29 protein-coding genes are annotated in these 25,128 nt (G+C 58.7%); 9 read left to right on the top strand and 20 right to left on the bottom strand.

Features of this window, described 5'->3' with window-relative positions; genetic code table 11:
• Positions 1–33 precede the first annotated feature (33 nt).
• Together ACJ8IM_RS19780 and ACJ8IM_RS19775 are read right to left on the bottom strand one after the other, a co-directional pair.
• Positions 34–1,101 (bottom strand): oxidoreductase, encoded by a 1,068-nt coding sequence (locus tag ACJ8IM_RS19780; RefSeq protein ID WP_033655029.1) that lies wholly within the window; start codon positions 1,099–1,101, stop codon positions 34–36.
• 12 nt (positions 1,102–1,113) lie between these two features.
• Entirely contained in the window at positions 1,114–1,863 is a 750-nt protein-coding gene (locus ACJ8IM_RS19775; protein WP_033655028.1) for a DeoR/GlpR family DNA-binding transcription regulator, read from the bottom strand.
• A 148-nt stretch (positions 1,864–2,011) separates the two neighbouring features.
• Between ACJ8IM_RS19775 and ACJ8IM_RS19770 the strand changes: the two genes are divergently transcribed.
• Complete coding sequence (locus tag ACJ8IM_RS19770) at positions 2,012–2,887, top strand: alpha/beta hydrolase (protein ID WP_033655027.1); 876 nt, start codon at positions 2,012–2,014, stop codon at positions 2,885–2,887.
• Here ACJ8IM_RS19770 and ACJ8IM_RS19765 read toward each other — a convergent pair.
• Both ACJ8IM_RS19765 and ACJ8IM_RS19760 read right to left on the bottom strand, forming a co-directional pair.
• Positions 2,814–4,031, bottom strand: a complete 1,218-nt coding sequence (locus ACJ8IM_RS19765) for an MFS transporter (RefSeq protein WP_033655026.1) — start codon at positions 4,029–4,031, stop codon at positions 2,814–2,816. The genes ACJ8IM_RS19770 and ACJ8IM_RS19765 overlap by 74 nt on opposite strands.
• Positions 4,031–5,188: a serine hydrolase domain-containing protein gene (locus ACJ8IM_RS19760; RefSeq protein WP_033655025.1), complete on the bottom strand. Its 1,158-nt coding sequence runs from the start codon at positions 5,186–5,188 to the stop codon at positions 4,031–4,033. The genes ACJ8IM_RS19765 and ACJ8IM_RS19760 overlap by 1 nt, the downstream gene beginning before the upstream one ends.
• 121 nt (positions 5,189–5,309) lie before the next feature.
• On the opposite strand from ACJ8IM_RS19760, the gene ACJ8IM_RS19755 reads away from it, so the two are divergent.
• Positions 5,310–6,197: a LysR family transcriptional regulator gene (locus ACJ8IM_RS19755; protein WP_033655024.1), complete on the top strand. Its 888-nt coding sequence runs from the start codon at positions 5,310–5,312 to the stop codon at positions 6,195–6,197.
• 79 nt (positions 6,198–6,276) lie between these two features.
• Here ACJ8IM_RS19755 and ACJ8IM_RS19750 read toward each other — a convergent pair whose 3' ends face one another.
• From ACJ8IM_RS19750 to ACJ8IM_RS19740, 3 genes are all read right to left on the bottom strand, one after another.
• Entirely contained in the window at positions 6,277–6,411 is a 135-nt protein-coding gene (locus ACJ8IM_RS19750; protein WP_033634505.1) for an AcrZ family multidrug efflux pump-associated protein, read from the bottom strand.
• Between the two features lie 193 nt (positions 6,412–6,604).
• A complete protein-coding gene (locus tag ACJ8IM_RS19745) occupies positions 6,605–7,075 on the bottom strand; it encodes an Rrf2 family transcriptional regulator (RefSeq protein ID WP_033648278.1) in 471 nt (156 codons plus the stop codon).
• Positions 7,076–7,205: 130 nt separating this feature from the next.
• Entirely contained in the window at positions 7,206–7,601 is a 396-nt protein-coding gene (locus ACJ8IM_RS19740; protein ID WP_033655023.1) for a DUF427 domain-containing protein, read from the bottom strand.
• Positions 7,602–7,828: 227 nt separating this feature from the next.
• On the opposite strand from ACJ8IM_RS19740, the gene osmB reads away from it, so the two are divergent.
• Positions 7,829–8,041 (top strand): osmotically-inducible lipoprotein OsmB, encoded by a 213-nt coding sequence (gene osmB / locus ACJ8IM_RS19735; RefSeq protein WP_004940700.1) that lies wholly within the window; start codon positions 7,829–7,831, stop codon positions 8,039–8,041.
• A 154-nt stretch (positions 8,042–8,195) separates the two neighbouring features.
• Here osmB and ACJ8IM_RS19730 read toward each other — a convergent pair whose 3' ends face one another.
• Entirely contained in the window at positions 8,196–9,740 is a 1,545-nt protein-coding gene (locus ACJ8IM_RS19730; RefSeq protein ID WP_172448742.1) for a methyl-accepting chemotaxis protein, read from the bottom strand.
• 404 nt (positions 9,741–10,144) lie between these two features.
• Between ACJ8IM_RS19730 and ACJ8IM_RS19725 the strand changes: the two genes are divergently transcribed.
• Both ACJ8IM_RS19725 and ACJ8IM_RS19720 read left to right on the top strand, forming a co-directional pair.
• On the top strand, positions 10,145–11,383 hold the full coding sequence (locus ACJ8IM_RS19725; protein ID WP_060420636.1) for a hypothetical protein: 1,239 nt from the start codon (positions 10,145–10,147) through the stop codon (positions 11,381–11,383).
• Positions 11,341–11,526: a hypothetical protein gene (locus ACJ8IM_RS19720; protein ID WP_101455597.1), complete on the top strand. Its 186-nt coding sequence runs from the start codon at positions 11,341–11,343 to the stop codon at positions 11,524–11,526. Before ACJ8IM_RS19725 ends, ACJ8IM_RS19720 begins: the two co-directional genes overlap by 43 nt.
• Here ACJ8IM_RS19720 and ACJ8IM_RS19715 read toward each other — a convergent pair.
• Together ACJ8IM_RS19715 and mrdA are read right to left on the bottom strand one after the other, a co-directional pair.
• Entirely contained in the window at positions 11,516–13,234 is a 1,719-nt protein-coding gene (locus ACJ8IM_RS19715) for a penicillin-binding transpeptidase domain-containing protein (RefSeq protein ID WP_033634500.1), read from the bottom strand. The two genes, ACJ8IM_RS19720 and ACJ8IM_RS19715, sit on opposite strands and share 11 nt — an antisense overlap.
• Positions 13,235–13,341: 107 nt before the next feature.
• Positions 13,342–15,267 (bottom strand): penicillin-binding protein 2, encoded by a 1,926-nt coding sequence (mrdA, locus tag ACJ8IM_RS19710; RefSeq protein ID WP_060446034.1) that lies wholly within the window; start codon positions 15,265–15,267, stop codon positions 13,342–13,344.
• A gap of 294 nt (positions 15,268–15,561) precedes the next feature.
• On the opposite strand from mrdA, the gene ACJ8IM_RS19705 reads away from it, so the two are divergent.
• A complete protein-coding gene (locus tag ACJ8IM_RS19705) occupies positions 15,562–15,843 on the top strand; it encodes a YjcB family protein (protein WP_033655019.1) in 282 nt (93 codons plus the stop codon).
• Between the two features lie 37 nt (positions 15,844–15,880).
• On the opposite strand, the gene ACJ8IM_RS19700 is transcribed toward ACJ8IM_RS19705, so the two are convergent.
• Positions 15,881–16,330: a MarR family winged helix-turn-helix transcriptional regulator gene (locus ACJ8IM_RS19700; RefSeq protein ID WP_033655018.1), complete on the bottom strand. Its 450-nt coding sequence runs from the start codon at positions 16,328–16,330 to the stop codon at positions 15,881–15,883.
• Positions 16,331–16,555: 225 nt separating this feature from the next.
• On the opposite strand from ACJ8IM_RS19700, the gene ACJ8IM_RS19695 reads away from it, so the two are divergent.
• Positions 16,556–17,755: a multidrug efflux MFS transporter gene (locus ACJ8IM_RS19695; RefSeq protein WP_033655017.1), complete on the top strand. Its 1,200-nt coding sequence runs from the start codon at positions 16,556–16,558 to the stop codon at positions 17,753–17,755.
• Between the two features lie 171 nt (positions 17,756–17,926).
• On the opposite strand, the gene ACJ8IM_RS19690 is transcribed toward ACJ8IM_RS19695, so the two are convergent.
• The 4 genes from ACJ8IM_RS19690 to ACJ8IM_RS19675 all read right to left on the bottom strand — a co-directional run bounded on the left by ACJ8IM_RS19690 (position 17,927) and on the right by ACJ8IM_RS19675 (position 20,515).
• Complete coding sequence (locus ACJ8IM_RS19690) at positions 17,927–18,418, bottom strand: nuclear transport factor 2 family protein (protein ID WP_033648272.1); 492 nt, start codon at positions 18,416–18,418, stop codon at positions 17,927–17,929.
• A gap of 9 nt (positions 18,419–18,427) precedes the next feature.
• Complete coding sequence (locus ACJ8IM_RS19685) at positions 18,428–18,880, bottom strand: MoaF-related domain-containing protein (protein WP_226873082.1); 453 nt, start codon at positions 18,878–18,880, stop codon at positions 18,428–18,430.
• A gap of 313 nt (positions 18,881–19,193) precedes the next feature.
• On the bottom strand, positions 19,194–19,628 hold the full coding sequence (locus ACJ8IM_RS19680) for a glyoxalase/bleomycin resistance/dioxygenase family protein (protein ID WP_033655014.1): 435 nt from the start codon (positions 19,626–19,628) through the stop codon (positions 19,194–19,196).
• Between the two features lie 17 nt (positions 19,629–19,645).
• A complete protein-coding gene (locus ACJ8IM_RS19675) occupies positions 19,646–20,515 on the bottom strand; it encodes a helix-turn-helix domain-containing protein (protein ID WP_033634491.1) in 870 nt (289 codons plus the stop codon).
• A 181-nt stretch (positions 20,516–20,696) separates the two neighbouring features.
• Here ACJ8IM_RS19675 and ACJ8IM_RS19670 point away from each other — a divergent pair, with 181 nt between their 5' ends.
• Positions 20,697–21,614, top strand: coding sequence for a DMT family transporter (locus tag ACJ8IM_RS19670; RefSeq protein WP_033655013.1), 918 nt, complete (start codon positions 20,697–20,699; stop codon positions 21,612–21,614).
• A 54-nt stretch (positions 21,615–21,668) separates the two neighbouring features.
• The gene (locus ACJ8IM_RS19665; protein WP_033655012.1) at positions 21,669–22,565 is read left to right on the top strand and encodes a PhzF family phenazine biosynthesis protein; all 897 of its coding nucleotides are present in this window, start codon (positions 21,669–21,671) and stop codon (positions 22,563–22,565) included.
• 66 nt (positions 22,566–22,631) lie between these two features.
• Here the strand turns inward: ACJ8IM_RS19665 and ACJ8IM_RS19660 are convergent, their stop codons facing one another.
• From ACJ8IM_RS19660 to ACJ8IM_RS19640, 5 genes are all read right to left on the bottom strand, one after another.
• Entirely contained in the window at positions 22,632–23,012 is a 381-nt protein-coding gene (locus ACJ8IM_RS19660; RefSeq protein WP_033655011.1) for a hypothetical protein, read from the bottom strand.
• 91 nt (positions 23,013–23,103) lie between these two features.
• Entirely contained in the window at positions 23,104–23,514 is a 411-nt protein-coding gene (locus ACJ8IM_RS19655; protein WP_033655010.1) for a hypothetical protein, read from the bottom strand.
• 3 nt (positions 23,515–23,517) lie between these two features.
• Positions 23,518–23,976 (bottom strand): hypothetical protein, encoded by a 459-nt coding sequence (locus ACJ8IM_RS19650; protein WP_072008444.1) that lies wholly within the window; start codon positions 23,974–23,976, stop codon positions 23,518–23,520.
• Between the two features lie 141 nt (positions 23,977–24,117).
• A complete protein-coding gene (locus ACJ8IM_RS19645) occupies positions 24,118–24,495 on the bottom strand; it encodes a hypothetical protein (protein WP_033650451.1) in 378 nt (125 codons plus the stop codon).
• Position 24,496: 1 nt separating this feature from the next.
• Positions 24,497–25,128 (bottom strand): RHS repeat-associated core domain-containing protein (locus tag ACJ8IM_RS19640; protein ID WP_442516248.1); only part of this gene is annotated, 632 nt, incomplete at its 5' end.

Genomic DNA, 25,128 nt, shown 5'->3' with positions numbered 1-25,128 from the left:
CCATGCGTCTGACGCCTTATCTGACGCGAACCGTTACCAGGCGGCGATCTCCGCCTCGGTGAGCGGCAACGGCTGAGTCACTCCGGTTTCCGCCGCCAGGGTGGCCGCCTCCAGCACCGCCATCACCGCCAGCGCCTGCGCAGCGGTAACCGGATTGCTGCCGGCGCCGCGCAGGGCGTCGCGTACCTGGAAGTAATACTGGCGCTGATCGCCATTCGGCGTCGGCAGCGTGCGCACCGGCTCCGTGCCGATAAACAGGCTCATCGCGTCGTCGTCTTTGCCCCACTCTGCCGAGCCCGGCGTCACGCCGGCCAGCAGTTGGCTCTCCTGCCCGTCGGCGCGCGTTTTGACCACGCTGCCTTTCTCGCCGTGCACGGTAAAGCGCGACACGCCGCCCGCCACCAGCATGCTGCCATGCAGGATCACGCGGTGCGTCGGGTAGTTGAGCACCACGTGGGCCCAGTCGTTAACCTGCGCGTTGGGGCGCAGCGTGGCGATGTTGGCCTGCACGCTGTGCGGCAAACCGAACAGCTGCAGCGCCTGATCGACCATGTGCGGCCCCAGATCAAACCACAGCCCGCTGCCCGGCAGGTTCTGCTCGCGCCAGCGCACCCGCACTTCGGGGCGGTAACGATCGATGTGCGACTCAAAGTGCGTCACCTTGCCGATCAGCCCCTGTTCGATCACCTGCTTCACCCCCAGGTAGTCGCTGTCCCAGCGGCGGTTCTGGAACACCGACAGCAGGCGATCGTGTTTTTCCGCCGCCGCAATCAGCGTGCGCGCCTGCGCCAAGTCCAGCGTAAAGGGCTTATCCACCACCACGTGCTTGCCCGCCTCCAGCGCGGCCAGCGCCAGCGGCGCATGGGTGTCATTCGGCGACGCGATCACCACCAAATCCACCTCCGGCCGGCGGATGGCCTCCAGCGGATCGGCGATCACCTGCGCGTGCGGCAGATCGGCATGCACCTTGGCAGCATCGCGCGAAGCCACCACGCTCAGTTCCAACCCCGGCACCGCGTTAATCAGCGGCGCGTGAAACGCCTTGCCGACAAAGCCGTAGCCAATCAGCGCCACCTGCAACGGTCGAGCGGTATCGTTCATCAGTGTTCTCCTCTAGCGGTCGTCGGCGACGACACAAAGTTCAATCAGTGACTGTTCGTCCAGGTTGTCCCACGGGCGATCGGTAAACAGCCGTTGGATCTGCGCCAGATCCGCAACGTGATGCGGTTCGCAGCGATCCAGCTTCATATGGTCGGCCACCAGCCAGCGCTCGCCGCTGTTGGCCAGCATGGCGCGTTTGACCTCTGCATCGGCCTCGTCGCCGGCGCTCAGCCCCAGCTGCGCATGCACCGCGCAGGCGCCCAGCAAGGCGATATCCGCGCGGTAGCGTTCCAGCAACGCCAGGGTGGCGCTGCCGGCGAACAGCCGCTGGCGCGCATCCCACTGACCGCCGAGCAGAATCAGGTTGATCTCCGGCCTGTCGCTCAGGCACTGCGCGATATCCAGCGAAGCGGTGATCACCGTAGCCGGCCCGCGCAGTGCCTGCGCCACCGCCAGCAGCGTGCTGCCCGCATCCAGCATCAGGGTGCTGCCGGGCGGGATCTGCGCGGCCACCGCGCGGCCGAGCCGCTGCTTGACCTGCGGCAACAGCGCCGCGCGCGCCTGGCGCGGCATGCCGGACGGTTCGAGCGCGATCGCCCCGCCGTGATGTTTCTGCGCCAACCCTTGCCGCTCGAGATCGGCCAGATCGCGGCGCACGGTATCGACCGAAACGCCGATGGCGCCGGCCAATTCCGCCACCGCCGCCTGCCCGCGTTCGCTGAGCAAATCCAATAAATGGCGCTGTCGTGCCGCTTTGTGCATGGGTTTATTCCGCAGTAAAAAGCATAAAACAGCAATATACAGCAGAAAAAAGCATCAGAGAAGCCGCAATGATGCGCACCGGAGATCAAACATCTTTTCGCCTGCGGGATGATGATGAGGGCATAACACATAACAATCAGGAGAGGTGATGAGCATCGATCTGACGTTTACAGACCTGAGCGCGCGCGCCGTGCAATACAACGCCCGCGCTTCGGTGGAAGATTTTGACGCCTGCATGGCGGAATACGCCGCGCTGGCCCAGCGCGCCAGGGCGCAGACGCCGGGCATTTACGATCTGCGCTACGGCATGAGCGCCGCCGAGCGCCTCGACCTGTTCCCGGCCAGCGCACAGCCCGCCCCGCTGCTGGTCTTTATTCATGGCGGCTACTGGCATTCACAGCGCAAAGAGGAGGCCTGCTCGATGGCCGCCGCGTTTGCCCGCCGCGGCGTGGCGGTCGCCACGCTGGAATACACGCTGGCGCCGGAAGCGACGCTGGCGGAGATCGTGCACGAGGTGCGCAGCGCCGTCGCCTGGCTCTATCATCACGGGGCGCCCTTCGGCATCGATCCGGCGCGCATTTTCGTCAGCGGCAGTTCGGCCGGCGGCCACCTGTGCGGCATGCTGATCGCCGACGGCTGGCAGCAACGCTATCGCCTGCCGCCCGACGCGATCAAAGGCGCGCTGGCGCTGAGCGGCCTCTACGATCTGCGGCCGCTGTGCGATATCTATATCAACGACTGGCTGCACCTGACGCCCGAACAGGCGCAAGCCCTCAGCCCGCTGTTTTTGCTGCCGGCGAAAGAACATGCGCCGCAGATCCTGCTCGACGTCGGCCAGCGGGAAACCCAAGCCTTCAAAAACCAGACGCAGGCCTATTATGACGCCTGCCTGGCGCGCGGCCTCGACGTCCAGCTGCTGGCAGATCGCCACTGCAATCACTTTACGCTGGTCAACGAACTGGCCGATGCGGAAAGCGCGATGTTTCGGCAGGTGATGGCGATGATTGACGCAACGCAACCGTAGCCTGCCGTTGCAGCCACAGCCTGGCGGCGATCGCGATCGCCGCCAGTGCGGCAAACATGGCCCCGCACAGCAGGCTGCCCGGCAGCCCCCAGGCAGCGATAAACCAGCCGCCCACCAGCGACCCCACCGCCACGCCCAGATTGATAAAGGCGATATACAGCCCGGTGGCGAACGCCGGCGCCTGCGGCGCTTCGGAGGTCAGCCAGATCTGCGTCACGATCAAACCGCTGGTGTGCGCCGCTCCCCAGTACAGACAAAGCGCCGTCATTGAACCGATATTCGCGCTGCCGTAGCAATACAGCAGCGCATAGGCCGCCATCAAGGCCATCGGGTGCAGCAACACCGTCACCGCACGATGACGGCTCAACCACTTGCCGGCCAACAGGTTGCCCGCGACACCGCCCACACCGAACGCCACCAGAAGCAAGCCGATGGCGCCGCCGCTGAGGCCGATTTCACGGCTGAGGTACTCGGCCGCGTAAGCGTAGACGGCAAACATGGCGGCAAAGATCAGCACGCAGGTGGTGATATTCAGCCACAGCGTGCCGCTGCGCAGGATGGCCAACTGCTTGCCATAGCTGAGGCGCTGCACGGCCGCATCAGGCAAGCGCCACAGCAATCCCAGCGCCGCCAGCAGGTTGACCAGCGCGCAAAATCGGAACGACGCCTCGTAGCTGAACTGCCCGGCGATCCATTGCGTCAACGGTATCCCCAACACCATGCCCATGCTGGTGCCGATAAACGCATAAGCGGTTGCTTTGGTGGCCAGATGCGGCGGATAAAGCGCCGCGGCCGCCACCATCGCCAGTGAAAAGTAGATCGGGTGAAACAACGCCGGCAAAATGCGCAGCAGCATGAGCATGGCAAAGCTGTCCGCCTGAGCGGCCAGCGCGCTGGCTGCCGCAAACACGGCCAACGCGATCAACAGCATGCGTTTGCGATTAAACCGCGACGCCAGCAGCACCAACAGCGGCCCGAACAGCGCAATGGTCAGGGCGAAGACCCCGACCAGCCAGCCGGCCTGCGCCGTGGAGATGCCATAGCGCGCGATGATCTGCGGCAAGATACCCACTACGCCAAACTCGATGCAGTAAACGCCGAACAGCCCCAGCGCGATGAAGAAAATCGGTGGCAACAGGCCCATCACATCGCTCCCGTCGCGGCATAAACCGCCTGACAAATCTCGCCGACAAAGGCGCCGGACATCCCCTCCAGCGCCGTGTTGGTAAACGCCACCACGCTGAGCTGCCGGGCCGGATCGACAAACCACGAGTGGCCATAGGTGCCGCCCATCCGCCAGCTGCCAACGGACTCCGGCGTTTGCGCGGCGACGGGATCTTTCAGCACGGTGATGCCCAGGCCAAACCCACGCCCAGGCCAAAACGGCATCGGCAGATCGCCGATTTGGTTGGTGGTCAGCGCCGCCACCCAATCAGCCGGCAGCACCTGCCCGCCCCCCTGGCGCAACGTTTCCAGCAGGCGCAGGAAATCCTCCGCCGATCCGACCATGCCGGCGCCGCCGGAGGCGTACGCCTGCGGATCCAGCGCACGCGCCGGCGACAGATGAAAACCGGCGCTGCCGTCGATGAACGGTAAACGATCCGGCTGGCGCAGGCGGCGTGGCTCGCCGGCATGATCGGCGTATGCGGCCGCCAAACGCGCGGCGTCCACCGCCAGGAAATCGGTATCCGTCATCGCCAGCGGCCCGGTCACCCATTTTTTGACCGCCTGCGCCAGCGGCAGGCCGCTCGCCTGTTCAATAACCGCGCCCAACACATCGGTGGCGATGGAATAACGCCACGCCGCGCCGGGCGGAGCCAGCAACGGCGCGGAAGCGATACGCCGCACATTTTCCTGCAGGCTTACCGCCGCCTCATCCATGCCGTCGGAGACCGCCGACTGAGCGTAGAATCCCCCTTCCGGCTGGAAAAAACGGTAGCTTAATCCGGCGGTGTGGGTCATCAAATGCCATAGCGTCATCAACGGTTGGGTGCCGTCCGCCAGCCGCGGGCGAAAATTCGGCAGCCAACGCGTGATCGGATCGTCTAACCGCATGCCGCCTTGCGCCATCAGCGCCAACGCCGCCGTGGACACGATCGGTTTGGACACCGAAGCCAGCCGAAACAGCGTATTGCACGCCATCGGCTTGCCCGCTTCGCGATCCGCCATGCCCGCCGCGCGTCGATAAACGATCTCACCGCCCTGCGCCACCAAAACGACCGCGCCAACCAAGCGTTTTTCGCGCAAAGCTTTCTCTAGCGCGCCGTCGATCGCGTTGGTGGAGGATCCGTATTCACTCATCTTTATTGCTCCAGGTAGTCAGCCCATGCTGTCGCCACCGAGCATAGAGCGTGGTGATTAACGGAAAAACAGGCTAGATTTCCTTTCATAGCGGACATTCACGTCCGCAATGGGGTAAGCAATGGATAATCTGTCTGGGGTAAGCGTCTTTGTGCAGGCCGCGGAGACGCTGAGTTTTGTTGAGGCCGGGCGCGTACTCGGCATTTCCGCTTCCGCGGTGGGGAAAAGCATCGCCCGCCTGGAAAACCGGCTGAGCACGCGCCTGTTTCACCGCAGCACGCGCAGCATGACGCTGACCGCCGAAGGCCGGCTGTTTCTGCACCGCTGTCAGCGCATTCTCGGGGAATTGGCGGCGGCGGAACGGGAAATCAGCGATACGCACAGCGCGCCGCGCGGCAAGCTGCGTGTCAGTTTGCCGCTGGTGGGCGGCCTGTTGAATCCGGTGCTGGCGGAATTTGTTCGGCGTTACCCGGAAATTGAGCTGGAAACCGATTTTTCCGACCGTCGGGTCGATGTCATCGAAGAAGGTTTTGATGCCGTGGTTCGCGTCGGCGAGACCGAAGACTCACGGCTGATGAGCCGCCAGCTGGGCACGTTTCATCTGCAGCTGGTGGCCTCGCCGGATTATTTGCGCCAGATGGGGATCCCGCGTCAACCGGCGGAACTGCAAGGCCATGCCTGCCTGCTGTACAAATTTCCCTCTACCGGCAGAGTGGAGCCCTGGCCGATCGCCGGATGGGAAAAGCTGCTCGCCGAGGGGATCAACACCCGGCTGGTCTGCAATACCGTCGATACCCTGATTTACCTGGCGGAAAGCGGCCAGGGCATCGCCTGTTTGCCGGATTTTGCCGTAAAGCGCGCACGGGAACAGGGGCGATTGCAACCGATCTTGTCTGAGCATTGCCACCACACCGGCAGCTTTAAAGTCCTCTGGCCTTCCAGCAAACACCTGACGCCAAAACTCAGGGTGTTTATCGATACGCTGAGCGCCCGGCTTTTTCGGGATTAGAGACGGTATACGCGATGGAGTAATGATGGGAAGGAAAATGCGGGGGCCGGAGGACGAGAGCCGCCCCCTGGCGTGCCGATCAGCCTTTTTTGCGGCCGATAGCGGAAAAGACGTTGAACACTTCACCCAGGCCGTAAATCGCGCCGAGCAAAACGGCCACCATTACCGGCACCAGGACCACCACGGTGGCCAAGCTTTCAATCATTTCTAACATCGTTCTCTCCTGGTTTATAAGCACAGCGAATCTGTGCCGGAAGAAAAGGTTTCCGGCCAATCGGTTGAGTATCGTGGGGAGGCAGTCTAAAACGTGAGCTACATCACACTTGATGCAAGCTAATGTAACTTACACAATTACATTAACGCAATGCAAAAAATGCTCTGCGCGAAGAAGGAATTGGCGCGGGTTTTTATTGCGTATCCGCTTGATATTGCGGCGAACAAGGGACAAAAGGATAGCCTGCGCGCCGCTCGACCTGCCCGGCCATTTCGGCGATGCTGGTTTGCGCCAGGCTGGCTTCCAGCGCGAGACCGACGCGCGCAAACTCTTGCTCCAGCACCGGGGTAATGGCGTGGCCGATATAGCACGCATCATTAGGCCGTGTACGGTGCAGCATGAAATACGGTTGATCTTCCACCGCGCGATACACGTCCAGCAACGAGATCGCTTCCGCCGGCCGCGCCAGCAGCGCCCCGCCGCCTTGCCCCATCTGTGAATAGGTCAGCCCCGCCTCCGCCAGCGCGCCGAGGATGCGCCGCACCACCGTCGGGTTGGTATTGACGCTGCGCGCGATATCTTCGGAACGCACCGTCTGGCCACGGCACAGCGTGATATTGGTCAGAATATGGATGGCAACGGCAAATCGCGTAGAGGTAGACACCTTGGCACCTGCTCAGAGTTTCGTTTATGTCGGACTAAAACATAAGGAAAACGTATCAATTCCCAGTAATACACATAATGAGTAGGGATAAGAAGAATGTCAACCTGCCCACGCCCGGATGCGGCGGGGCTCAGGCTTCGGCACGGATTTCCGCCACTTTGTCGGGATAAAATGCCAGATGATCCTTGATCGCCACCACGGCGTTGTAGGGCATTTCATAGCTCCAGGCCGTATTGGTGCCCTGCTCGCCGTTAAGCGCGAGGGAGAAATAACTGCAGTCGCCCTTATAAGGGCAGTAGCTGACGTGCTCGTTTTTCTGCAACAGCGCCATATTCACGTCCTCACGCGGAAAGTAAAACACCGGCGGATAGGTGGCTTCCTGCAGAATGAGCGCGTTGTGGCTGTCGGCCAGGGTCTGACCGCCGGCACGCACCACGACCCGCGTCGGATGACGGGTCAAGGTGATCGGGTGGTCCGGGCCGGGGATTTTCACCGGTTTGCCGGATGCGGAAACGAGATCGGACATGGCGGCCTCCAGAGTGTGCGCCCCTCCGCGAGGCGTCTTCCCAGTATAGACCCACGATTTTACCCGCGGCCGCGCATTCGGCGAGCAATCGCTTTTCAGCGCCGCAAAATTAAGAATTTTTACCTGTTCGATTTTCTTACGGAGGAATACATTCATCTCAACTTCTACCGGCGGATTAATCGGATTATTTTTAATCCATTAATCAGCCAATTTACCAGGAACTCATTATGAATATTAAACGTGCCGCAGGTGTGTTGGTGGTGGTCATGGCAACGCTTTCCGTTACCGCATGCGGGCATATGTCCAATCGCGATCGCAACACGGCGATCGGCGCGGGCGTGGGCGCCGTCGGCGGCGCGGTGCTGACCGACGGCAGTACGCTGGGCACCCTTGGCGGCGCAGCGCTGGGCGGCATTATCGGCCACCAGACCAGCCGTTAATCATCCGGTTAAAATAATCTCTGCAGGCCGGCGCTTTTTTAACCCATAAGCGCCGGCCTGTTCTTTTATTTAACCGCTGAACTTTCTCAGGACACGAAAATAATAAATAACGTTAAGCGCAGCTTTATTATTCATTAATCTGCGGCGGGGTTATTTATTGCGTCGGCAGCCTGAAACGCGCCATCGCTTTTTCTAACCGTTCCGATTCGCCCTGCAACCACTGCGAAGCCTCGGTCACCGCGTTCACCACCGTGCCGGTTTGCCGCGCCACCTGATTCAGCGCCGCGATGCGCGCCGTCACGTCCTGAATGCTCTCCCCCTGATTGAGCGACGCCAGGGAGATTTCTCCCATCAACGCACTGCATTTGTTCACCAGATCGATAATTTGGCGCAGGTTGCCCGTCAGTAGATCCACCGCCTGCGAGCCTTGATCGATTTGCTGCAGCGAACGGTTGATCAACTGCTGAATATCGCGCGTCGAATGGCTGCTCTTTTGCGCCAACAGACCCACCTCTTTGGCCACGATGGCAAAGCCGCGGCCGTGCCCCCTGGCGTGCGCGGCCTCGATCGCCGCATTCAGCGCCAGAATATTGGTCTGGAATGCCACGCTGTCGATCAGCGCGACGATGCCGCGCATCTCGGCCGATTGGTTGACGATCCCCTGCATCGAAACATTGACGGTTTGCATCATCCGCTCACCGGCGCCCGCGCACTGCCGGGCCTGTTCGGTTCGTTGGCTGGCCTGCTGCGCATATTGGCCGTTTTCTTCCACCCGCGCCGCCAGCTGCCGCACGTGCTCGGTCGCCAACTGCAATTCGCCGTCCTGCTTCGCCGACTGCGCCGTCAACAGTCGATTGCCGTCCGCCAGCCGCCCGACGCCGTTCAGGATCCCGCCCGCCGCATCGCGCACCTCGCTCACCAGGCGCTGCAGGCCGCCCTGCATATGGCCAATGCTGGTCTGCAGCTGACGCATCTCACGGTTGAACGCGCGCCCAGGCGGCAGCGGCCGTGAAAGATCGCCGGCGGCCAGTACGTTGAGGTGCGCGATCGCCTGCCGCAGCGGTGCGATCACCCAGCGAGAGACGCCGAACCAAACGCCCACGGCGATCAGCGCCAGCGCGGCCAACGCGCCGAGCGCAAAGGTTCTGGCCTGCTCCAGCGCCGCCAACTGCCGCACGTTGACGTCATCGCCACGCCGTTCATTCAGCGCCTGGTAAGCGAGATACTTCTCGTTGAAATCCGCCTGAAACGCCTGGATCGGCACGGCGAAAAACGCATCGATGCTGTTGCCCTGCAATCCTTGCGCCTGCTCTTTCAGGCCGTCATAGAACAGGCGATAGCTGTCTTGCAGGGCACCCGGCGCTTCCGGCGCATCCGCGCTCAAGCGCTCGAACCGGGCAAAGGCCTGCGCTGAAGCCTGCAGCGCCGCCAACGACTCATCCAGCAGGCTGTGCCAGCTGCCGTCGGAACCGGTGGCTTTGTCCTGCAGATAATAGATGCCCGCACGGTTCAGACTGTCGCTGGCCGTCAGCAGCGACAGTCTGGCGCGATCCATCGTCGCCTGCTGGCGATGCAAGGCGTCGCCCGTCACCAGGTTAACCTTGGCGTCGCGCAGAATATTGGAAATAAATACGGTGGAAAACAATTGCAGCAGAGAAAATAGCGCGATAACGCAAATTACGCCGCTTAATAAGCCCATGCTCTTGCCGAAGCCAAACGCGCGCGGCAGCGCTGCCGCAGATTTTACCCTGCGGCCCAGTGTCAGTTTTATGTTCATGATTTTTAGTCAGTAATACCAGGATGCCGCGAGTCTAACGGGCATTGATGACACTAATATTTCAGCCTGCTTTGCGTCGCCCCCGCAGACCAATAATCGGTATTGCCCGTCAACTCTCATTTTTATTTCTTGACTTGTTTAATACCGGATTTATAGTTTTTCCATTAAACAAGAAACAAAGTTTCATATATTAACCGACGCTGAATTTAATATATGAAACGCACAATAAAATCGTCTCAAATATAAAACCAATGAGCGTAAATGCCCTGTTCACAGGTGAAACTCGCTCGCCTTAATAAACAGTCTACTTTCATCAGGGGCCAGGCATGCGCACGATAACGCTTTGTTTTTTTCTTGTTTCACCAGTGAGTTATGCGGCCACCGCCGCATTGCCCAACGACGCTGCCGCCACCGCGGCACCGGTAAAAAAAAGCCGTCCGGCATTGCCGCATATTCATTGGCAAAGCGAGGATAATAAAAAGAATATTGATATCGGCGGCGCGCTGCGCGCCAATTATCGCTATGAAGACTGGCACAGCAGCAATTATCGGAATCCGCCGCATTTACGCTTTGACGCCTTTCGCATCGATGCCGCCGGCCAGATAAACGACGCGTTTTTCGATAGCGGATTCTGGTTTCAGGATCGGCGCAAATACGCCATCGACCGCGCCTATGTCGGTTACCACCTGTCTGAACGTTCCGCCGTGCAGCTTGGCGCGCCGTTCAAACCGTTCGGCCTGATGCCCTACCCGCAGTTCGGCTGGTCGTACGGCATTCCGTTTTACCTCGGCTTTGGCGTCAACACCGGGCTGGGCGCCAAATACCAATATCAGCATGACGATTGGGCCTTCGACGCCGCCTACTACCCGCGCATGATGCCGACCGGCGTGCGTTACGCCCCCGACGTCGCCAGCTACGACGATCTGAAAAACACCAACTATGCGTCACAGCACCTGCAGCGCAACGAAAAACGCGATCAGGTAAACCTGCGGCTGACGCGCGCTTTCCATCAGGGCGGCTGGGACAATGAACTTGGCGGTTCGCTGGCGGCCTCGCGGCTCTATAACCAGGCGACCGGCGATAACGGCAGCTTCTGGGCGGCGGGTTTACATACGCTGGTGAATTACGATCCCTGGCATCTGTCCGGCCAGGTGATCCGCTACGGTTACGATGCCAAAGGCCCGGCCGGGGCCAACAATTCGGTGATCCTGATGGGGGGCAACGGCCTGACGCCGGCCTATCTGATCCCGTCGCAGGCCACCACCGCCGCCATCAACCTGGCGCGCGACGTCGACGTGCCCTGGGGGCCGGTGAAAAAGCTGCGGTTCTACAACGACTACAGCGTGCTCTGGAAAGACAGGCACGGCGGCTCAGATTCCAAAATGAACACGCTGGGGGTTCAGGTGTTCGCCATGCCGGTGATGCTGTGGGTGGATCTGACCTGGGCGCAGAACGCCAACCCGTGGGGCGGCGTGGAAAACGCCACCGGCTGGACCGGCACCCAATCCTCCGGCAGCAATAAATGGTATTTTCGCACCAACGTAAACATCGGTTACTACTTCTGAACGCGGCGGGATCTACACTGAAGCATCGCCGCCAGCCGGGCATGGTCGACGCGCTGTTCGCCCGCGACGCCGGGCTGGTGAACGCCGATCAGCAGGCGCTGAAGCGCCTGCAGGAATCTCGCTCGCCCTCGGTTACCCCTTGACCGACGACACCACGTTAAGCGGCTGGGCGTCCGGCAGAATATTCATGTGCTCCAGCACCTGGGCCATGATCTTGCCGAACACCGGCCCGGCCACCGAACCGCCGAAGTGCTTGCCGGCTTTCGGGTTGTTGACCATCACCACCAGCGCCACCTGCGGATCGCTGGCCGGCGCCACGCCGGCGGTGTAGTTGATGTAGCCGCCGTCGTATTTGCCGCTCGGGCCCATTTTCTCGGCGGTACCGGTTTTGATCGCCAGCCGGTAGCCCGGCACCGCGGCGCTCACCCCGCTGCCGCCCGGCAAGGCGTCGCTCTCCATCATATGCACCACGGAGCGTACCGTATCCGCCGGCAAAATGCGTTGCCCCATCACCGGCGGCGTCACCTTGGTGATCGACAGCGGCCGATAAATGCCGAAGGAACCGATCGCGGCGTACTCGCGCGCCATCTGCAGCGGCGTCACGCGCAGCCCATAGCCGAAGGAGAAGGTAGCGCGTTCGATATCGGCCCAGCGTTCACGATGCTGCGGCAGATAGCCGCTGCTCTCGTTGCCGATGCCGAGCTCGGTCGGCCGCCCCAGGCCAAAGCTGCGGTAGACCGCCGGCAGCACCGTGGCCGGCAGCGCCAGCGCAATGTGCGATACCGCGATGTCGCTCGATTTTTGCAGCACGCCGGTGATGGTCAACTTCGACCAGTGGCCGACGTCTTTGATCAGGTGACCGTTCACCCGATACGGCGTGGTGTCCAGCACCGTATCCGGCCGGATCAGCTTATGCTCCAGCCCCACCATCACCACCACCGGTTTCACCGTCGAGCCTGGTTCGAAGCTGTCGCTGCTGCACACGTTGCGAATGTCTTTCGCCGGGGTGCCGGCATAGTTGTTGGGGTTGAACGACGGGTAGCTGGCCATGCCGAGGATCTCGCCGGTGTCGATCTTGACCAGCACCGCACAGCCGGAGTCGGCCTGGTTGGCCACCACACCGTCGCGGATCTGCGCATAGAGCACGTACTGGATAAATTTGTCGATGCTGAGCGTCACGTTCGGCGGCGGCACCGGATCCACGCTTTTAAGCACGCCGATCACCGCGCCGCTGCCGTCCTTCTGATAGACCCGCAGGCCGTTTTTGCCCTGCAACAACGGGTTGAAGCCCAGCTCGATGCCCTCCAGCCCCTGGTTGTCCTGGCCGACGATGCCGATCAGCCCGGCGGCGTCCTGGCCCATCGGATAAAAGCGGCTGAAATCCTGCTCGGTGCTGACGCCGGTCAGGTGCAGTTTGCTGATGTAGGCAGCGTTGTCGTCCTCCACCTTGCGCGCCAGATAGACGAAACGCTTGTGCGCGTTGCTCTGGATCAGATGCTGCACGTCCGCCAGCGGGATCTTCAGCACGTTGGCCATGCTCTGCCAGCGCTCGTTGCCGGTGTCCGTCTGGGAATCGAGAATATGCTTCGGATCCAGCACGATGTCTTTGGACGACACGCTGACCGCCAGCGCCTCATCGTTGCGATCGGTGATCATGGCGCGGTTGGTCGGCACCACCTGGGTGCGGATCGAACGCTGGTCGGCCTGATCCGCCAGCTGCTGGTGCTCCAGCAGCTGCAGGTAACCGACCCTGAACGCCAACAGAAAAAAACAGACCAGCATGCCGGCGCAAATCCAGCCGAAACGAACTGTGGAATAGGTTTTACCGCTTTTTTTGGTCGATGGCGCCACTGTTGTGTTAACCCTGCGTTTTTATTCGGTTTATGGTGTTATTTCAGTCTACCTTGCCGGAAATGGTCAGGAGATTGCAGTTTGTAAGAAAGTAAAAACAAACCGCCTCACCGTTGCACATCGGCACTGTCGTTTAACTGCGGTTTACTTTGCCCCGCATCGCCGGGCTGCGGCGCGTTGGCCGGGTCAAAAATATGGTCGAGGATGGCGCGGGCAGTCGGCCCCGCCACCACGCCGTTACCGCCGCCGTTTTCCAGGATCAGCGCCATCGCCACCCGTGGGTTTTTGTAAGGCGCGAACAGCGTATAGAAGATGTGATCGCGCAGCCGCACCGGGATCATTTTGGCGTTGTAGGTCTGGTTTTGCTTCAGGCTGAATACCTGCGAAGTGCCGGATTTGGCGGCGATCTGATACGGCGCGGTGTGGAACAGCTTGTACCCGGTGCCGTTCGGCAGATTGGCCATGCCGTACATGCCATTGCGCACGATGCCCCAGTAAGGCGAATGGGGATCGCCGATCTGCGCCGTTTTCGCCGGCGGCGGGTAGCGCGTCACCCGGTTGCCCTGCTGCAGCGAATACAGCAGGTGCGGCGTTTTCACCTGGCCGTTGTTGATCAGCGTGGTCAGCGCTTTCACCATCTGGATCGGCGTCGCCACCCAATACCCCTGGCCGATGCCCACCGAAACCGTATCCCCCTGATACCAGCCTTTTTTGTGCACCTTCAGCTTCCAGTCGCGGCTCGGCAGCACGCCGCGGTACTCTTCGTTCAGATCGATGCCGGTGGACTGGCCGTAGCCGAACTGGCTCAGCCAGTGGTGGATACGATCGATGCCCATCTCATACGCCACCTGATAAAAGAAGGTGTCGGCGGATTCCTCGATCGCTTTGGTGACGTTGAGCATGCCGTGGCCGGTTTTCAGCCAGTCGCGGTAGCGGCGCTCGGTACCGGGCAGCGTCCAGGTCGGCGCGCCGAAAAAGGTGGTGGTGGGCGTGATCACCCCGGCAAACAGCGCCGAAACGGCCATGTAGGGCTTCACCGTCGACGCCGGCGGGTATAAGCCCTGGGTGACGCGGTTGATCAGCGGCAAATCCGGGTTGGTCAGCAGCGCCTTATAGGCCTGATAGCCGATGCCTTTGACGAAAGGATTGGGATCGTAGCTGGGGCTGGAAACCATCGCCAGGATGCCGCCGTCGCGCGGATCTTCCACCACCACCGCGGCGCGCTGCCCCTTCAGCACCGATTCAATGTACTGCTGCAGCGGCAGATCCAGCGTCAGGTAGATGTTCTTGCCGGCCTTCGGCGGCTGCTCTTTCAGCAGGCGGATCACGCGACCGTGATTATCCACCTCCACCTCCTGATAGCCGGTGGTGCCGTGCAGTTCGGCCTCGTAATAGGCCTCGATGCCCTGTTTGCCGATGTTGCGGTCGGCGGCATAGTTCTCGCTCAGCCCGGCCTTGTCCAGGCGTTTGAGATCGCTGTCGTTGATCTTCGACACATAGCCCAGCACGTGCGCCAGCTGGGCGCCGTAAGGATATTCACGCTGTTGATAGGTATCGATCGTCACTCCGTCGAAACGGTATTGATTGACGGCAAAGCGCGCCACCTCGGTGTCGCTCAGCCCGGCTTTGAGCGTCACCGGTTTGTAGCGGCTGTTGTGGTGCATGTCGTCGCGAAACGCGCTGATGTCCTCCGGCGTCAGGTCGACGATCGGCGTCAGCGCCTGCAGCAGTGCCGCCATGTCGCTGATTTTGCTGGGCGTGATCTCGATACGATACAGTGTCACGTTTCGCACTAAAGGCGTGCCGTTGCGATCGAAGATCAGCCCCCGGCTGGGGGCGATCGGCAGCATTTTGATGTCGTTCTGGTTGGAGCGCGTCTGGTAAAAGCCGTGCTGGCGGATTTGCAGCCGGTAGAGGTTGACGATCAGCGCGCCGAAACAGACCACCACCAGCGCCAGCGCCACGCCTGCCCGGCGGATAAACAGCCTCTCTTCCGCAGAGTGGTCGCGAATTGTTTCTTTTAACAGGGCCATGCGGTGCCGATACCTTTTGCGTCACATTTCCCCGCAAAATCAGGGGACTGAAAAGCCGGCAAGCATAGCGTTATCGGGCGCACCGCCCCATGAAAAGGTTGCTAATGAAATGGCATAACTGTTTCAGCATATTGGAATGTTACCGGCGGCGTTTTTTTCACCGCGCTTCCCATTGAGCCGCCGTTCGCCCCAATGCTACAATGTGATCTGAATCACAATATTCCCGATATTTCCCCGCATTTCCCTGTCGGCGCCCTGCCGGATGCGGATTTTTGTTACATAGGATCGAGTTCGATGAGTACCATTGCCACCGGTTTAGTCATGATGCGCTGGGAGTTGCTGAGCGCCGTGCTGATGTTCTTCGCCAGCCAGTTAAACGTCGTTTGCCGTAAAACCAGCCGCAACGGCATGGCGTTCATGTTCAGCAGCCTGGGCCTGTTTACCGCCTGCTGGTTCGTGATGGGCCTGATGGGCATCCACCTCACCTTGGAAGCTTTCACCCAATTCTGGTCATCGGCCTGGGATCGCTACGTGGACGTGGTCAGTACCATGCCGGTCGATTGGCCGATGCCGTAACCTCGCCGCGGGGGCGACGCACCGGCCGCCCCGCCGATTATTCCGTTTCCGTTGATGGCGCCGCCGCCAGCCGCGCCATCAAGGCCCCCGCCTCAATCAACAGCGCCTGCTCCCGCTCCGTTAAACAGTTTTCCATCGCCGCCAGCAACCACGCCTCGCGCCGGCTGCGGCTCTCCTGCAGCAGGCCCAGCCCGGCGGGCGTCAGGCGCACCCGCACCCGGCGTTTGTCTTCGGCATCCGGCGTGCGCACCAGCAGCCCATCGGCCTCCAGCTCACGCAACGCGGCCGCCAGGTTTGAGGAACGCATGCGCTCCGATTCCGCCAGCAGCGACGGCGTCGCCTCGCCGCCGTGGCGATCGATAGCCCCCAACAGCATCAGCTGGGCCCAGGATTTTTCGTCGCTGCGCGATTCGCGCCGCATACGGCGCACCAGCGACATTAACTGCGTGCGCAGCAGCGTCACGTCTTCAGGGTGATCTTTTTTCATTGGCATCAATCTAGCGTTCAGTTTATCTCTGCTTTCACACCGCCGGATCGCGCGGCTCTGGCTTAACCCAATTACCTATGATAATATAGCTATTAATATATAGCAAAAAGACACTGCGTCGGCAGGGTTACGTTTGCTCACGCATTGCCTCTCGCCGATTAATTAGCAGTGTTATTATTATTTACTAAATAAATCCCTCCTTATTCAACGTGGTACGGTAAGCCGATGGAAGCGTGGAAAGTCAATCTGATCTCGGTCTGGCTCGGGTGTTTCTTCACCGGGCTGGCGATGAGCCAAATCCTCCCTTTTCTGCCGCTGTACGTCGAACAGCTCGGCGTCAGCGATCACCAATCCCTCAGCCTGTGGTCCGGGCTGGTGTTCAGCGGCACCTTTTTGGTCTCGGCGGTGGTGTCGCCGCTGTGGGGCAGCCTGGCCGACCGCAAAGGCCGCAAGCTGATGCTGCTGCGCGCCTCGCTGGGCATGGCGATCGTCATCGCGCTGCAGGGGCTGGCCACCAACGTCTGGCAGCTGTTCGCACTGCGCGCCCTGATGGGGCTGACGTCCGGCTATATTCCCAACGCCATGGCGCTGGTCGCCTCGCAGGTGCCGCGCGATAAAAGCGGCTGGGCGCTTGGCACGCTTTCTACCGGGCAGATCTCCGGCGTGATCGCCGGGCCGCTGCTGGGCGGGCTGATGGCCGACCATCTGGGGCTGCGGGTAGTGTTTTTCGTCACCGCCGGGCTGATGTTCGTCAGCTTCCTGGTGACGCTGTTCCTGATTAAAGAGCGGCGCATCATGGTGAAAAAAGCGGATCAGCTGAGCGGCAAGGCGGTGTTCCGTTCGCTGCCCTATCCGACGCTGATCCTCACCCTGTTCGTTTGCACCCTGATGATCCAGCTGGCCAACTCGTCCATCAGCCCGATCCTGACGTTGTTCATTCGCGAGCTGTCCGGCGACGTCAGCAATATCGCCTTTGTCAGCGGCATGATCGCCGCCGTGCCCGGCATTGCAGCGCTGATCTCGGCGCCGCGCCTCGGGCGGCTCGGCGATCGCATCGGCACCGCGCGCATCCTGATCGCCGCGCTGCTGTTCACCACCGGCCTGTTCGCCGTGATGGCCTGGGTCAATACGCCGCTGCAGCTGGGCATTCTGCGTTTCCTGCTCGGCTTCGCCGACGGCGCGCTGATGCCGGCGGTGCAGGCGCTGCTGCTGAAGTATTCCTCCGATCAGGTGACCGGGCGCATCTTCGGCTATAACCAATCCTTTATGTACCTGGGAAACGTGGTTGGCCCGCTGCTGGGGTCGGGCATTTCGGCGATGATGGGGTTCCGCTGGGTGTTCGCGGTGACGGCGGTGTTGGTGCTTTGCAATGCGCTGCAGCTGCGCCATCAGTTCAAAAAAGTGGAGAGCCAACGCGCGGGATAACGGGGAATGCGGGGAAACGCCTCAAGCAGTGGTGGGACAATGACGCCCATCAACCGTGCCACCACTGCCAAAGGCGGCCGTAGCCTACTCGACGCGGCGATCGTTTGGTATTTATGTAAGTAAATAAAGTGTTGCGGGCGTGTTGAGGGCCGCCGCAGCGGCCCTTGCGGATCAGAACATGGTATTGTCGTTGGCCGATTTTTCCGGCACATCCTGATTGACGTCCCAATGCTCGGTGATTTTCCCCTGATCGTTCACCCGGTAAATATCCACGCTGGCGGTACCGCGATCCTGCGGGTTATTTTGGTATTTGACGTGAACGTAGACCAAATCGCCGTTGACCGCGCTGCGGTATATTTTGGCGCTGTACTGCGGATTGTCTTTAAAGGTCTGGCTGAAGAAATCCAGGAACGGCTTGATGCCGTCGCCGACGAACGGGTTATGCTGCTTGTAGTTTTCCACAATCAGCTTCTGCGCCACGCCGATGTCGTGGCGATTGAAAAAGCCCGCATACAGATCTTCCACCACCTTCAGCTTCTGCTGAGCATGATGATAACCGCCTTTGCCGGCCGATTTGTCAGACGCCGCCTGATCCGTTGACAGCGCCGGGTAACTCGCCAGCAAGCCGCCGACGATCGCACAGGTGATCAATGCCTTTTTCATAACTGCTCCTTATTTTCCTGAGTGACCTACGATTTTCAGCTGCCCTTTCAGATGGGTGAAGCTGCCGTCCTTGGCGGCGATGTTGGTGTACACCTCGCCGCGCTCAAAGTCCTCGATATGCGTCACGTTGTCGCCGGACTGCGGCTCATGCCAATAGACCATATAGACCTTTGGCCGGATCTCCACCGCGGTGTACTGCACGGTGTCGGTGATGCCCTGCGACGCCTCGCCGATACCGGTGAACGTCATGGTCTTGTCATCGGTAAAATCCAGCTTGAAGGCGAAATCGCCGAAGGTCACCTGCACCACGTTACCGACCGCAATGAACTGCCCGTGTTTTTCCGTCATCGTTGCCGCCTTACTGTTTGTCAGGGAGGGTTGCGCCGCCGTAGCGGCGGGTAATGCGAGGGGGAAAGTCAGGGCTATCGCCAGCGCGATGCCCGTTCTCTTCACTGTTTTCATCGTTCCTTCTCCTTTCCGTGGTTGAAAACGAGAATCATTATCATCACTTGGCAATGGGCAGAAATATAAGAATAATCTCTATTCCTATCAGGCACCTGGCGGCGAAAAAAGACGGCGAAAAATCGCCGCGGAATGGCATGGCAATAGCGCGTTCTGGCCATTGGTTTTTACGCAATGAACGGAATTTCTGCTTTCAGGAAGGGAAACTGCTCGGAGATTTGATGGGTCTATAGCGCAGATCGCTTTAAGCTAATGCGTATTTGTTCTTAAGCCGCCCCCCCCCCCCGAAAGGCGGCGGCGAACGGCGTGGCATTTAACGCAGCCAGGGCGTATGGGTGACACCGACCAGCAATCCTTCCGGGCTGAGCAAACGGGTAACGCTCTGCCCCCACGGCTCTTCGCGGTTGGCGACCAACAGCCGATAACCGCGATCGACCAGCCCCTGGGTGGCGGCCGCCATGTCGGCCACGTCGAACTCGATCCACGCCTGCGGCAGCGCGAGATCCGCCGGCCAGCGATCGTCGCCAAAGCAGGACTGCGCCGCCTGCGCCAGCGGCCACAGGGCGAAATGCTTCACGCCGTCCAGCGCGCCTTGCTCCGACAGCAGATAGGTTTCGTTGCCCGGCATCGGCTTGAGCGGCAGCCCCAGCGCCTCGACATAAAACGCCTTGCTCTCGTCGCTCTCACGCGTGATGGGCCCGAATCCGGCGACAAACAACACGCCCAGCCCGGCAAATGGTTGATCCATGCTGCACTCCCTTTCGGTTAGCGCCCCTGCCGCACCTGCAGCGGAGCAAATCCATAGGCCGCCTTGAAGCGGTTGCTGAAATGGCTGGCGGAGCTGAAGCCGCACGCCAGCGCGATCTCGGTGATCGGCTGTTGGCTGTGCCGCAGCAGCCGTTCCGCCCGCTGCAGCCGGGCGCGCATCACAAACTGGTGCGGCGCCAACCCGGTGGCGTGCTTGAACATGCGGGCGAAATGGTATTCGCTCAACCCGGCCTGCGCCGCCAGATCCGCCAACAGCAAAGGCCGATCGAGGTGGTTTTCGATATATTCCCGCACCCGCCTGGCCACCGCAGGCGCCAGGCCGCCGCGCGCCTGCGGCAGCTTCCACTGCAGCTGACTGTAACGCTGGATCAGATGCGACATCAGCAGGTTCGACGCGCTGCTGAGCGCCAGCAGATTGGCGCTATCCCGCCAGTCGCAGTTGAGCAAAAACTGGCGATACAGCAGCGTGATCTGCGGATCTTCACCGAAGCTGCGCGGCTCTACGTTGATCGCCGCCGGGCTGCGATCCCAGGTCTGCTCCGCCAGCTGCCGCAGATGCCCGTCGGTGCAATACAGGTGCACGAACGACAGATCGCTGCGCACGTCCCAGGTGGAGGCGTATTGGCGCGGCATGATGCAGAACCGATCCGGCCCGCCGCCGTTGCGCCAGCCGCCCGGCACCTGCTGGTAGCACTCATAGCCGTCGGCGACGTACAGGCTCAGGGTATGGTGGTCGGCGCTTTCCTGCGTGACGCGATCGTTGCAGTTTGACCAGGCGGCCAGCTCCACGCCGGTGCCCAGCAGCACGCTGCCGTGCAGCCGCGCCTTGTGCTCACGCAGTGTTTCAAACGCCTGATAGTTGGACATCGCCGGCCCCGTTGTTCGACATGCAGACAGTGTAAAGAGTGGCGCCGCCGCATACCAGCCGCCGCCCAGCGCTTTTGGCAAAAAAAGCGCAAGAATATGCAACTGGGCGCAAAGCGCTGCAAGCGCCGCCGCGCGCCAAAGCGGATACTGCGCCATCGGTTTTTTCGGAGTAACAAATAGAATGAATGCGCTGTTGTACCTCGCCGTAGTGCTGATTTGGGGCACCACCTGGATTGCGATCACCCTGCAACAGGAAGGCCCGGTGGCCATTCCCGTCTCGATTGCTTACCGCTTCGCCATTTCCGCCGCGGTGATGTTCGCCGTGCTGTTGCTAACACGCCGCCTGCGCCGCCTCGCCCCGCGCGATCATCTGTTCTGCGTGCTGCAGGGCTGCTGCGTGTTCGGCTTCAACTTCTTCTGCTTCTACCACGCGGCGGCCTACATCAGCAGCGGCCTGGAATCGGTGATCTTCTCGATGGCGGTGTTGTTCAACGCCCTCAACAGCCTGCTGTTTTTCCGCCAGCGCCCCAGCCCCAACCTGCTGCCGGCGGCGCTGCTGGGTTTGACCGGCATCGTGGCGCTGTTTTGGCAAGATCTGGCCGCCACCCGCATGGCGCCGGAGCTGCTCAAAGGCATCGGCCTGAGCGCGCTCGGCACCTACGGCTTCTCGCTGGGCAACATGATCAGCACGCGCCATCAGCGCCGCGGGCTGGATATCTTTTCCACCAACACCTACGCCATGACCTACGGCGCGCTGCTGATGGCGCTGATCGCCCTGGCGCAGGGCGCATCGTTCCAGATCGAATTCAGCAGCCACTATATCGGCTCCCTGCTGTACCTGGCGATTTTCGGATCGGTGATCGCCTTCGCCGCCTACTTCAGCCTGCTCGGCCGCATCGGCGCCGGCGCGGCGGCTTACAGCACCCTGCTGTTCCCGCTGGTGGCGCTGACCATCTCGACGATCTACGAAGGCTACCAGTGGCACTTCAACGCCGTGCTGGGGCTGTGCCTGATTCTGCTGGGCAACCTGGTGATGTTCGCCAAGCCGGGGCTGAGATGGCGACGGGCAGGTATGCCAAAACAAAATTCAACCCTTTGAAGCCATTGGCGAATATCGTTATCATCAGGTTTTGTTGATAACGGATGATGGCCAATGCTCAGAAGCGATGATGTGACACCCCGTGCCTACAAACAGGTGGACGTTTTCACCGCCACGCCGCTGCTCGGCAATCCCGTGGCGGTGGTGCTGGAAGCCGAAGGGCTGAACGACGCGCAGATGCTGGCATTGGCCCGTTGGACCAACCTTTCGGAAACCACCTTTGTGCTTAAACCGGCGCACCCGGCGGCGGATTATAAGGTGCGCATCTTCACTACCGAAAAGGAGCTGCCCTTCGCCGGCCACCCGACGCTGGGCACCGCACACGCCCTGCTGGAAGCCGGATTGGCGCCTAAACGCCCCAGAACGGTGATGCAGGAATGCGGCGTCGGCCTGGTGGCGATCAACATCCTGCCGGAAGGCGCATTGGCGTTCGCCGCGCCCGAAGTTGAGCTCCGCCCAATGGCGGTTGAGGAAACAGAACGGCTGATGGCCGCTTTACAGCCGGCGGTGATTGAAGCCGATACCCTGCCGGTTATTGTCGAGATGGGCATCCGCTGGCTGATGGTGCGCCTGCCGGATGCGCAATCTTGCCTGGCGGTGATGCCGGATCAGGCCATGATCGAACGGTTGCAAACCGCCTGTGATGTGGATGGCGTAGTGATTTATGGCGCCTGTTCTGCGGCCGAACCGGCAGATTACGAAATGCGCGCATTTATGGTGGAATGCGGCGCCTTGATCGAAGATCCGGTAACGGGCAGCGCCAACGCCTGCCTGGCGCGCTTGCTGAAGGCCAACCGCTTCCCCGACGGCGACCGAACCGCGCAGGGCTACCTGGTGCGCCAGGGCACCCAACTGAAGCGAGATGGCCGCGTGAGCGTGCGCTTTATTGACGGCGAGCCCTGGATCGGCGGGCAGTGCTGCACCCTGATTAACGGCACATTGGGTATTTAGTTTGGAGATGTAGGATAAGGAAGGCGTTGGACATTTGGAGGGGTGTTTACCCTATCGGATCGCGATTCATGAATTGCTAAAAACAAAGCTTTCCTCTGCTAAGTTATGTTCTTTCCTATGTTGCACATCCCAGTCAAAGTAGCCATAAGGCTGTTTGGATTCTACGCCTTTCAGCCAATACTGTTCACCATAAGCTATCAGCATTGCCCAATGATATTCAATTTCATGGCTCCTGAGACAGACAGCCGTATAACTGTTGATAGGCTTGCACACTAAGCTCGATGATAAAACCAATAACTCCGCGTCACTTTCAGACTTTTGCGCATATTTAACAATGACCGCTTTAAGCATTTCCACCCAAGTATAAAAATTGAAAACTACAGTTTCATTCGAGCCATTCTCATCTCGAAAAAGGATACCATCAACCAGACTAGATTTGTTAATCATTGGTAATCTCCATCCTTAATATTAGTTTTAAAGCAATCAATGTCAATTAGATAAATACTACTCATTTAACTCCTGATGATCCCAGGTTTTTCTATGAAATCAAAAAACCAAAGAAATTCTTTGGCTCTAAATGCAGTGAACTTTCATGGTCACCATCTTTATATCTTACAATGAATACTGAGAACGGCTTTTCACTATAATCCACTGCAACTATTTTAACTTCCCGTTCAGTTTTAAACGCTTGTGAATAGATTGACATCATAGAAAATTGATCATCCACATCTACCTCAAACCACGGAGCGATGTTTTCAACCAAATGTGAATTAACAACCCCATCATCATCAATGTAAAATTCAAATATAACCTCACCAGATATAAAGTAAACCCTGTCATACATCGGGTGAAAAACCGGCGGCATATCCGAATCTATGTAGCCAGTGACAACTATATCACTGACCCCAAATTTAATCACATGCTCACTAAACTTACTCACATACTCCATAAGCTATCGCCAGAATGAAAAATCAGATACGAAAATTTCGTTTATTGTCAATCCACTAGGAATATGGCTTATCGCATCGGCGATTTCATCATATGGAGGTGGGAGTATAAACGAAACGCCAAAGTCATCATTAATAATGATTGAACCATTGTATATTTTCTGTGAAACCGTCAGCTTGATTACATCTGTTATTTCCATTCCGGGGGATATGATTTCGTTGTAACTCCCATTATAATAAGAATTACATCCAAGTGATAAAATAATACCGTCTTTATCAGTTACGACGGTCAAAGTATTGTCGACTATATATGACTTTCGCTCACTCCCGTCAGGTAGGAAGTGGGTTTTAATCTTAACGCTAAATCTGGAGTGCATCTCATTAATATATAATGAAATATTTTCATTTAGAACGACATTCCCTATAGAAGCACCCGAAACAATTCTAGCGTTAAAATCAATCATGTTAGATACCGTAATATTAAATTATTTATCAATGTGTACGGATGGATATTTGAAAATTATCAAATCTGCTCGTTTAGATACTTTTCATTCTAAACATTCAGAACCGACTGAGAATTGTCGGCTCTAGCAACATCACTTATTTTAATCATTAAAAACTAGAGTGTTTCTCTCAAGATTGTGATCTTTTATATAGCTATCCTCCCATTCAAAATAATCATCCGGTGCTGTACGAGGAAAACCCTTCTCAAAATATCTATCACCATGTGACATTACCATACCCCAATAATATTCATCCTCATGACCTAACATACAGGCCTCCATGAAATTCTTGGGTGGTGTCGTAAACATAGGTGTATTGTTAATTATGTAACTTGCTTCCTCTTCACTTTTTCTTCCATAAAAAACAATTACTCCATAAATAATATGGACCCAAGAATAAAAATTCATAATGACACTTTCATTTTTATTGGATTCATTCACAAACACCAATCCATCTTTTAGTTCATTTCGTTCAATCATGTTACTTACATCCTGATTTGTATTTATTAAATGTTGTTGCTGCTTTATCACTATATATTGCAAAATGGGAACCACCAGCCCTAGGTTTACCCCCTCTCCTGAAATCTTTTAAATTCAATAACATAGGGCCACTCACGGCATCATATGAATGTGCAAGAGTTCCTGCTCTAGCCTTCGTGACAAACTCAGCCCACTCTGCATTTGCTGAACCAAACGTTTTAATATTAAGTTTGGCTAATTCTGAATTTGGCACATCAAATTGAGTTATAGACATATTTCGGTCGGTTCTCATCTGAGCCCACCTTTCCGCTTGAGCTCTATCAGTCGTAACATAGAATCCACCTTTGCCTGCTGGATCAAAGTCTTTTAGTCCGTTTCCGTAAGAAGGGTCTATTGCTCCTTTAATATCACCAGCATGATAGAATGTCGTTACATCCTCATTTGTCAACCCCAACGGATCCACCCACATCAGCGGGTTCGGCGCATACTGATACAGGTTCAACCCGCCGCGCAACCCTATCGGATCCTGCGTGGTGAAACGCCCCACCTCGGGTTCGTAGTAGCGGAACAGGTTGTAGTGCAGGCCGCTTTCGTCGTCCTGATATTGCCCGGCGTAGCGCAGCGGCTGCTGGT

It is taken from the genome of Serratia sp. CY33525, assembly GCF_052169115.1.
In the GTDB taxonomy this organism is placed as follows: Bacteria; Pseudomonadota; Gammaproteobacteria; order Enterobacterales; family Enterobacteriaceae; genus Serratia; species Serratia sarumanii.
The sequence above is the reverse complement of the archived record's forward strand: the minus strand, read 5'-3'. Positions and strand labels throughout refer to the sequence as shown.

Bases quoted from the DNA above. Each gene is read 5' to 3' on its own strand.
- ACJ8IM_RS19780 (WP_033655029.1), bottom strand. From the start codon at position 1,101: ATGAACGATACCGCTCGACCGTTGCAGGTGGCGCTGATTGGCTACGGC.
- ACJ8IM_RS19700 (WP_033655018.1), bottom strand. From the start codon at position 16,330: ATGAAAAAAGATCACCCTGAAGACGTGACGCTGCTGCGCACGCAGTTA.
- mrdA (WP_060446034.1), bottom strand. From the start codon at position 15,267: ATGGCCCTGTTAAAAGAAACAATTCGCGACCACTCTGCGGAAGAGAGG.
- ACJ8IM_RS19670 (WP_033655013.1), top strand. From the start codon at position 20,697: ATGAATGCGCTGTTGTACCTCGCCGTAGTGCTGATTTGGGGCACCACC.
- ACJ8IM_RS19725 (WP_060420636.1), top strand. From the start codon at position 10,145: ATGCGCACGATAACGCTTTGTTTTTTTCTTGTTTCACCAGTGAGTTAT.
- ACJ8IM_RS19705 (WP_033655019.1), top strand. From the start codon at position 15,562: ATGAGTACCATTGCCACCGGTTTAGTCATGATGCGCTGGGAGTTGCTG.
- osmB (WP_004940700.1), top strand. From the start codon at position 7,829: ATGAATATTAAACGTGCCGCAGGTGTGTTGGTGGTGGTCATGGCAACG.
- ACJ8IM_RS19760 (WP_033655025.1), bottom strand. From the start codon at position 5,188: ATGAGTGAATACGGATCCTCCACCAACGCGATCGACGGCGCGCTAGAG.
- ACJ8IM_RS19730 (WP_172448742.1), bottom strand. From the start codon at position 9,740: ATGGGCTTATTAAGCGGCGTAATTTGCGTTATCGCGCTATTTTCTCTG.
- ACJ8IM_RS19750 (WP_033634505.1), bottom strand. From the start codon at position 6,411: ATGTTAGAAATGATTGAAAGCTTGGCCACCGTGGTGGTCCTGGTGCCG.
- ACJ8IM_RS19770 (WP_033655027.1), top strand. From the start codon at position 2,012: ATGAGCATCGATCTGACGTTTACAGACCTGAGCGCGCGCGCCGTGCAA.
- ACJ8IM_RS19690 (WP_033648272.1), bottom strand. From the start codon at position 18,418: ATGAAAAAGGCATTGATCACCTGTGCGATCGTCGGCGGCTTGCTGGCG.
- ACJ8IM_RS19675 (WP_033634491.1), bottom strand. From the start codon at position 20,515: ATGTCCAACTATCAGGCGTTTGAAACACTGCGTGAGCACAAGGCGCGG.
- ACJ8IM_RS19650 (WP_072008444.1), bottom strand. From the start codon at position 23,976: ATGATTGATTTTAACGCTAGAATTGTTTCGGGTGCTTCTATAGGGAAT.
- ACJ8IM_RS19665 (WP_033655012.1), top strand. From the start codon at position 21,669: ATGCTCAGAAGCGATGATGTGACACCCCGTGCCTACAAACAGGTGGAC.
- ACJ8IM_RS19645 (WP_033650451.1), bottom strand. From the start codon at position 24,495: ATGATTGAACGAAATGAACTAAAAGATGGATTGGTGTTTGTGAATGAA.
- ACJ8IM_RS19695 (WP_033655017.1), top strand. From the start codon at position 16,556: ATGGAAGCGTGGAAAGTCAATCTGATCTCGGTCTGGCTCGGGTGTTTC.
- ACJ8IM_RS19655 (WP_033655010.1), bottom strand. From the start codon at position 23,514: ATGGAGTATGTGAGTAAGTTTAGTGAGCATGTGATTAAATTTGGGGTC.
- ACJ8IM_RS19720 (WP_101455597.1), top strand. From the start codon at position 11,341: ATGGTATTTTCGCACCAACGTAAACATCGGTTACTACTTCTGAACGCG.
- ACJ8IM_RS19685 (WP_226873082.1), bottom strand. From the start codon at position 18,880: ATGAAAACAGTGAAGAGAACGGGCATCGCGCTGGCGATAGCCCTGACT.
- ACJ8IM_RS19660 (WP_033655011.1), bottom strand. From the start codon at position 23,012: ATGATTAACAAATCTAGTCTGGTTGATGGTATCCTTTTTCGAGATGAG.
- ACJ8IM_RS19680 (WP_033655014.1), bottom strand. From the start codon at position 19,628: ATGGATCAACCATTTGCCGGGCTGGGCGTGTTGTTTGTCGCCGGATTC.
- ACJ8IM_RS19740 (WP_033655023.1), bottom strand. From the start codon at position 7,601: ATGTCCGATCTCGTTTCCGCATCCGGCAAACCGGTGAAAATCCCCGGC.
- ACJ8IM_RS19775 (WP_033655028.1), bottom strand. From the start codon at position 1,863: ATGCACAAAGCGGCACGACAGCGCCATTTATTGGATTTGCTCAGCGAA.
- ACJ8IM_RS19755 (WP_033655024.1), top strand. From the start codon at position 5,310: ATGGATAATCTGTCTGGGGTAAGCGTCTTTGTGCAGGCCGCGGAGACG.
- ACJ8IM_RS19765 (WP_033655026.1), bottom strand. From the start codon at position 4,031: ATGGGCCTGTTGCCACCGATTTTCTTCATCGCGCTGGGGCTGTTCGGC.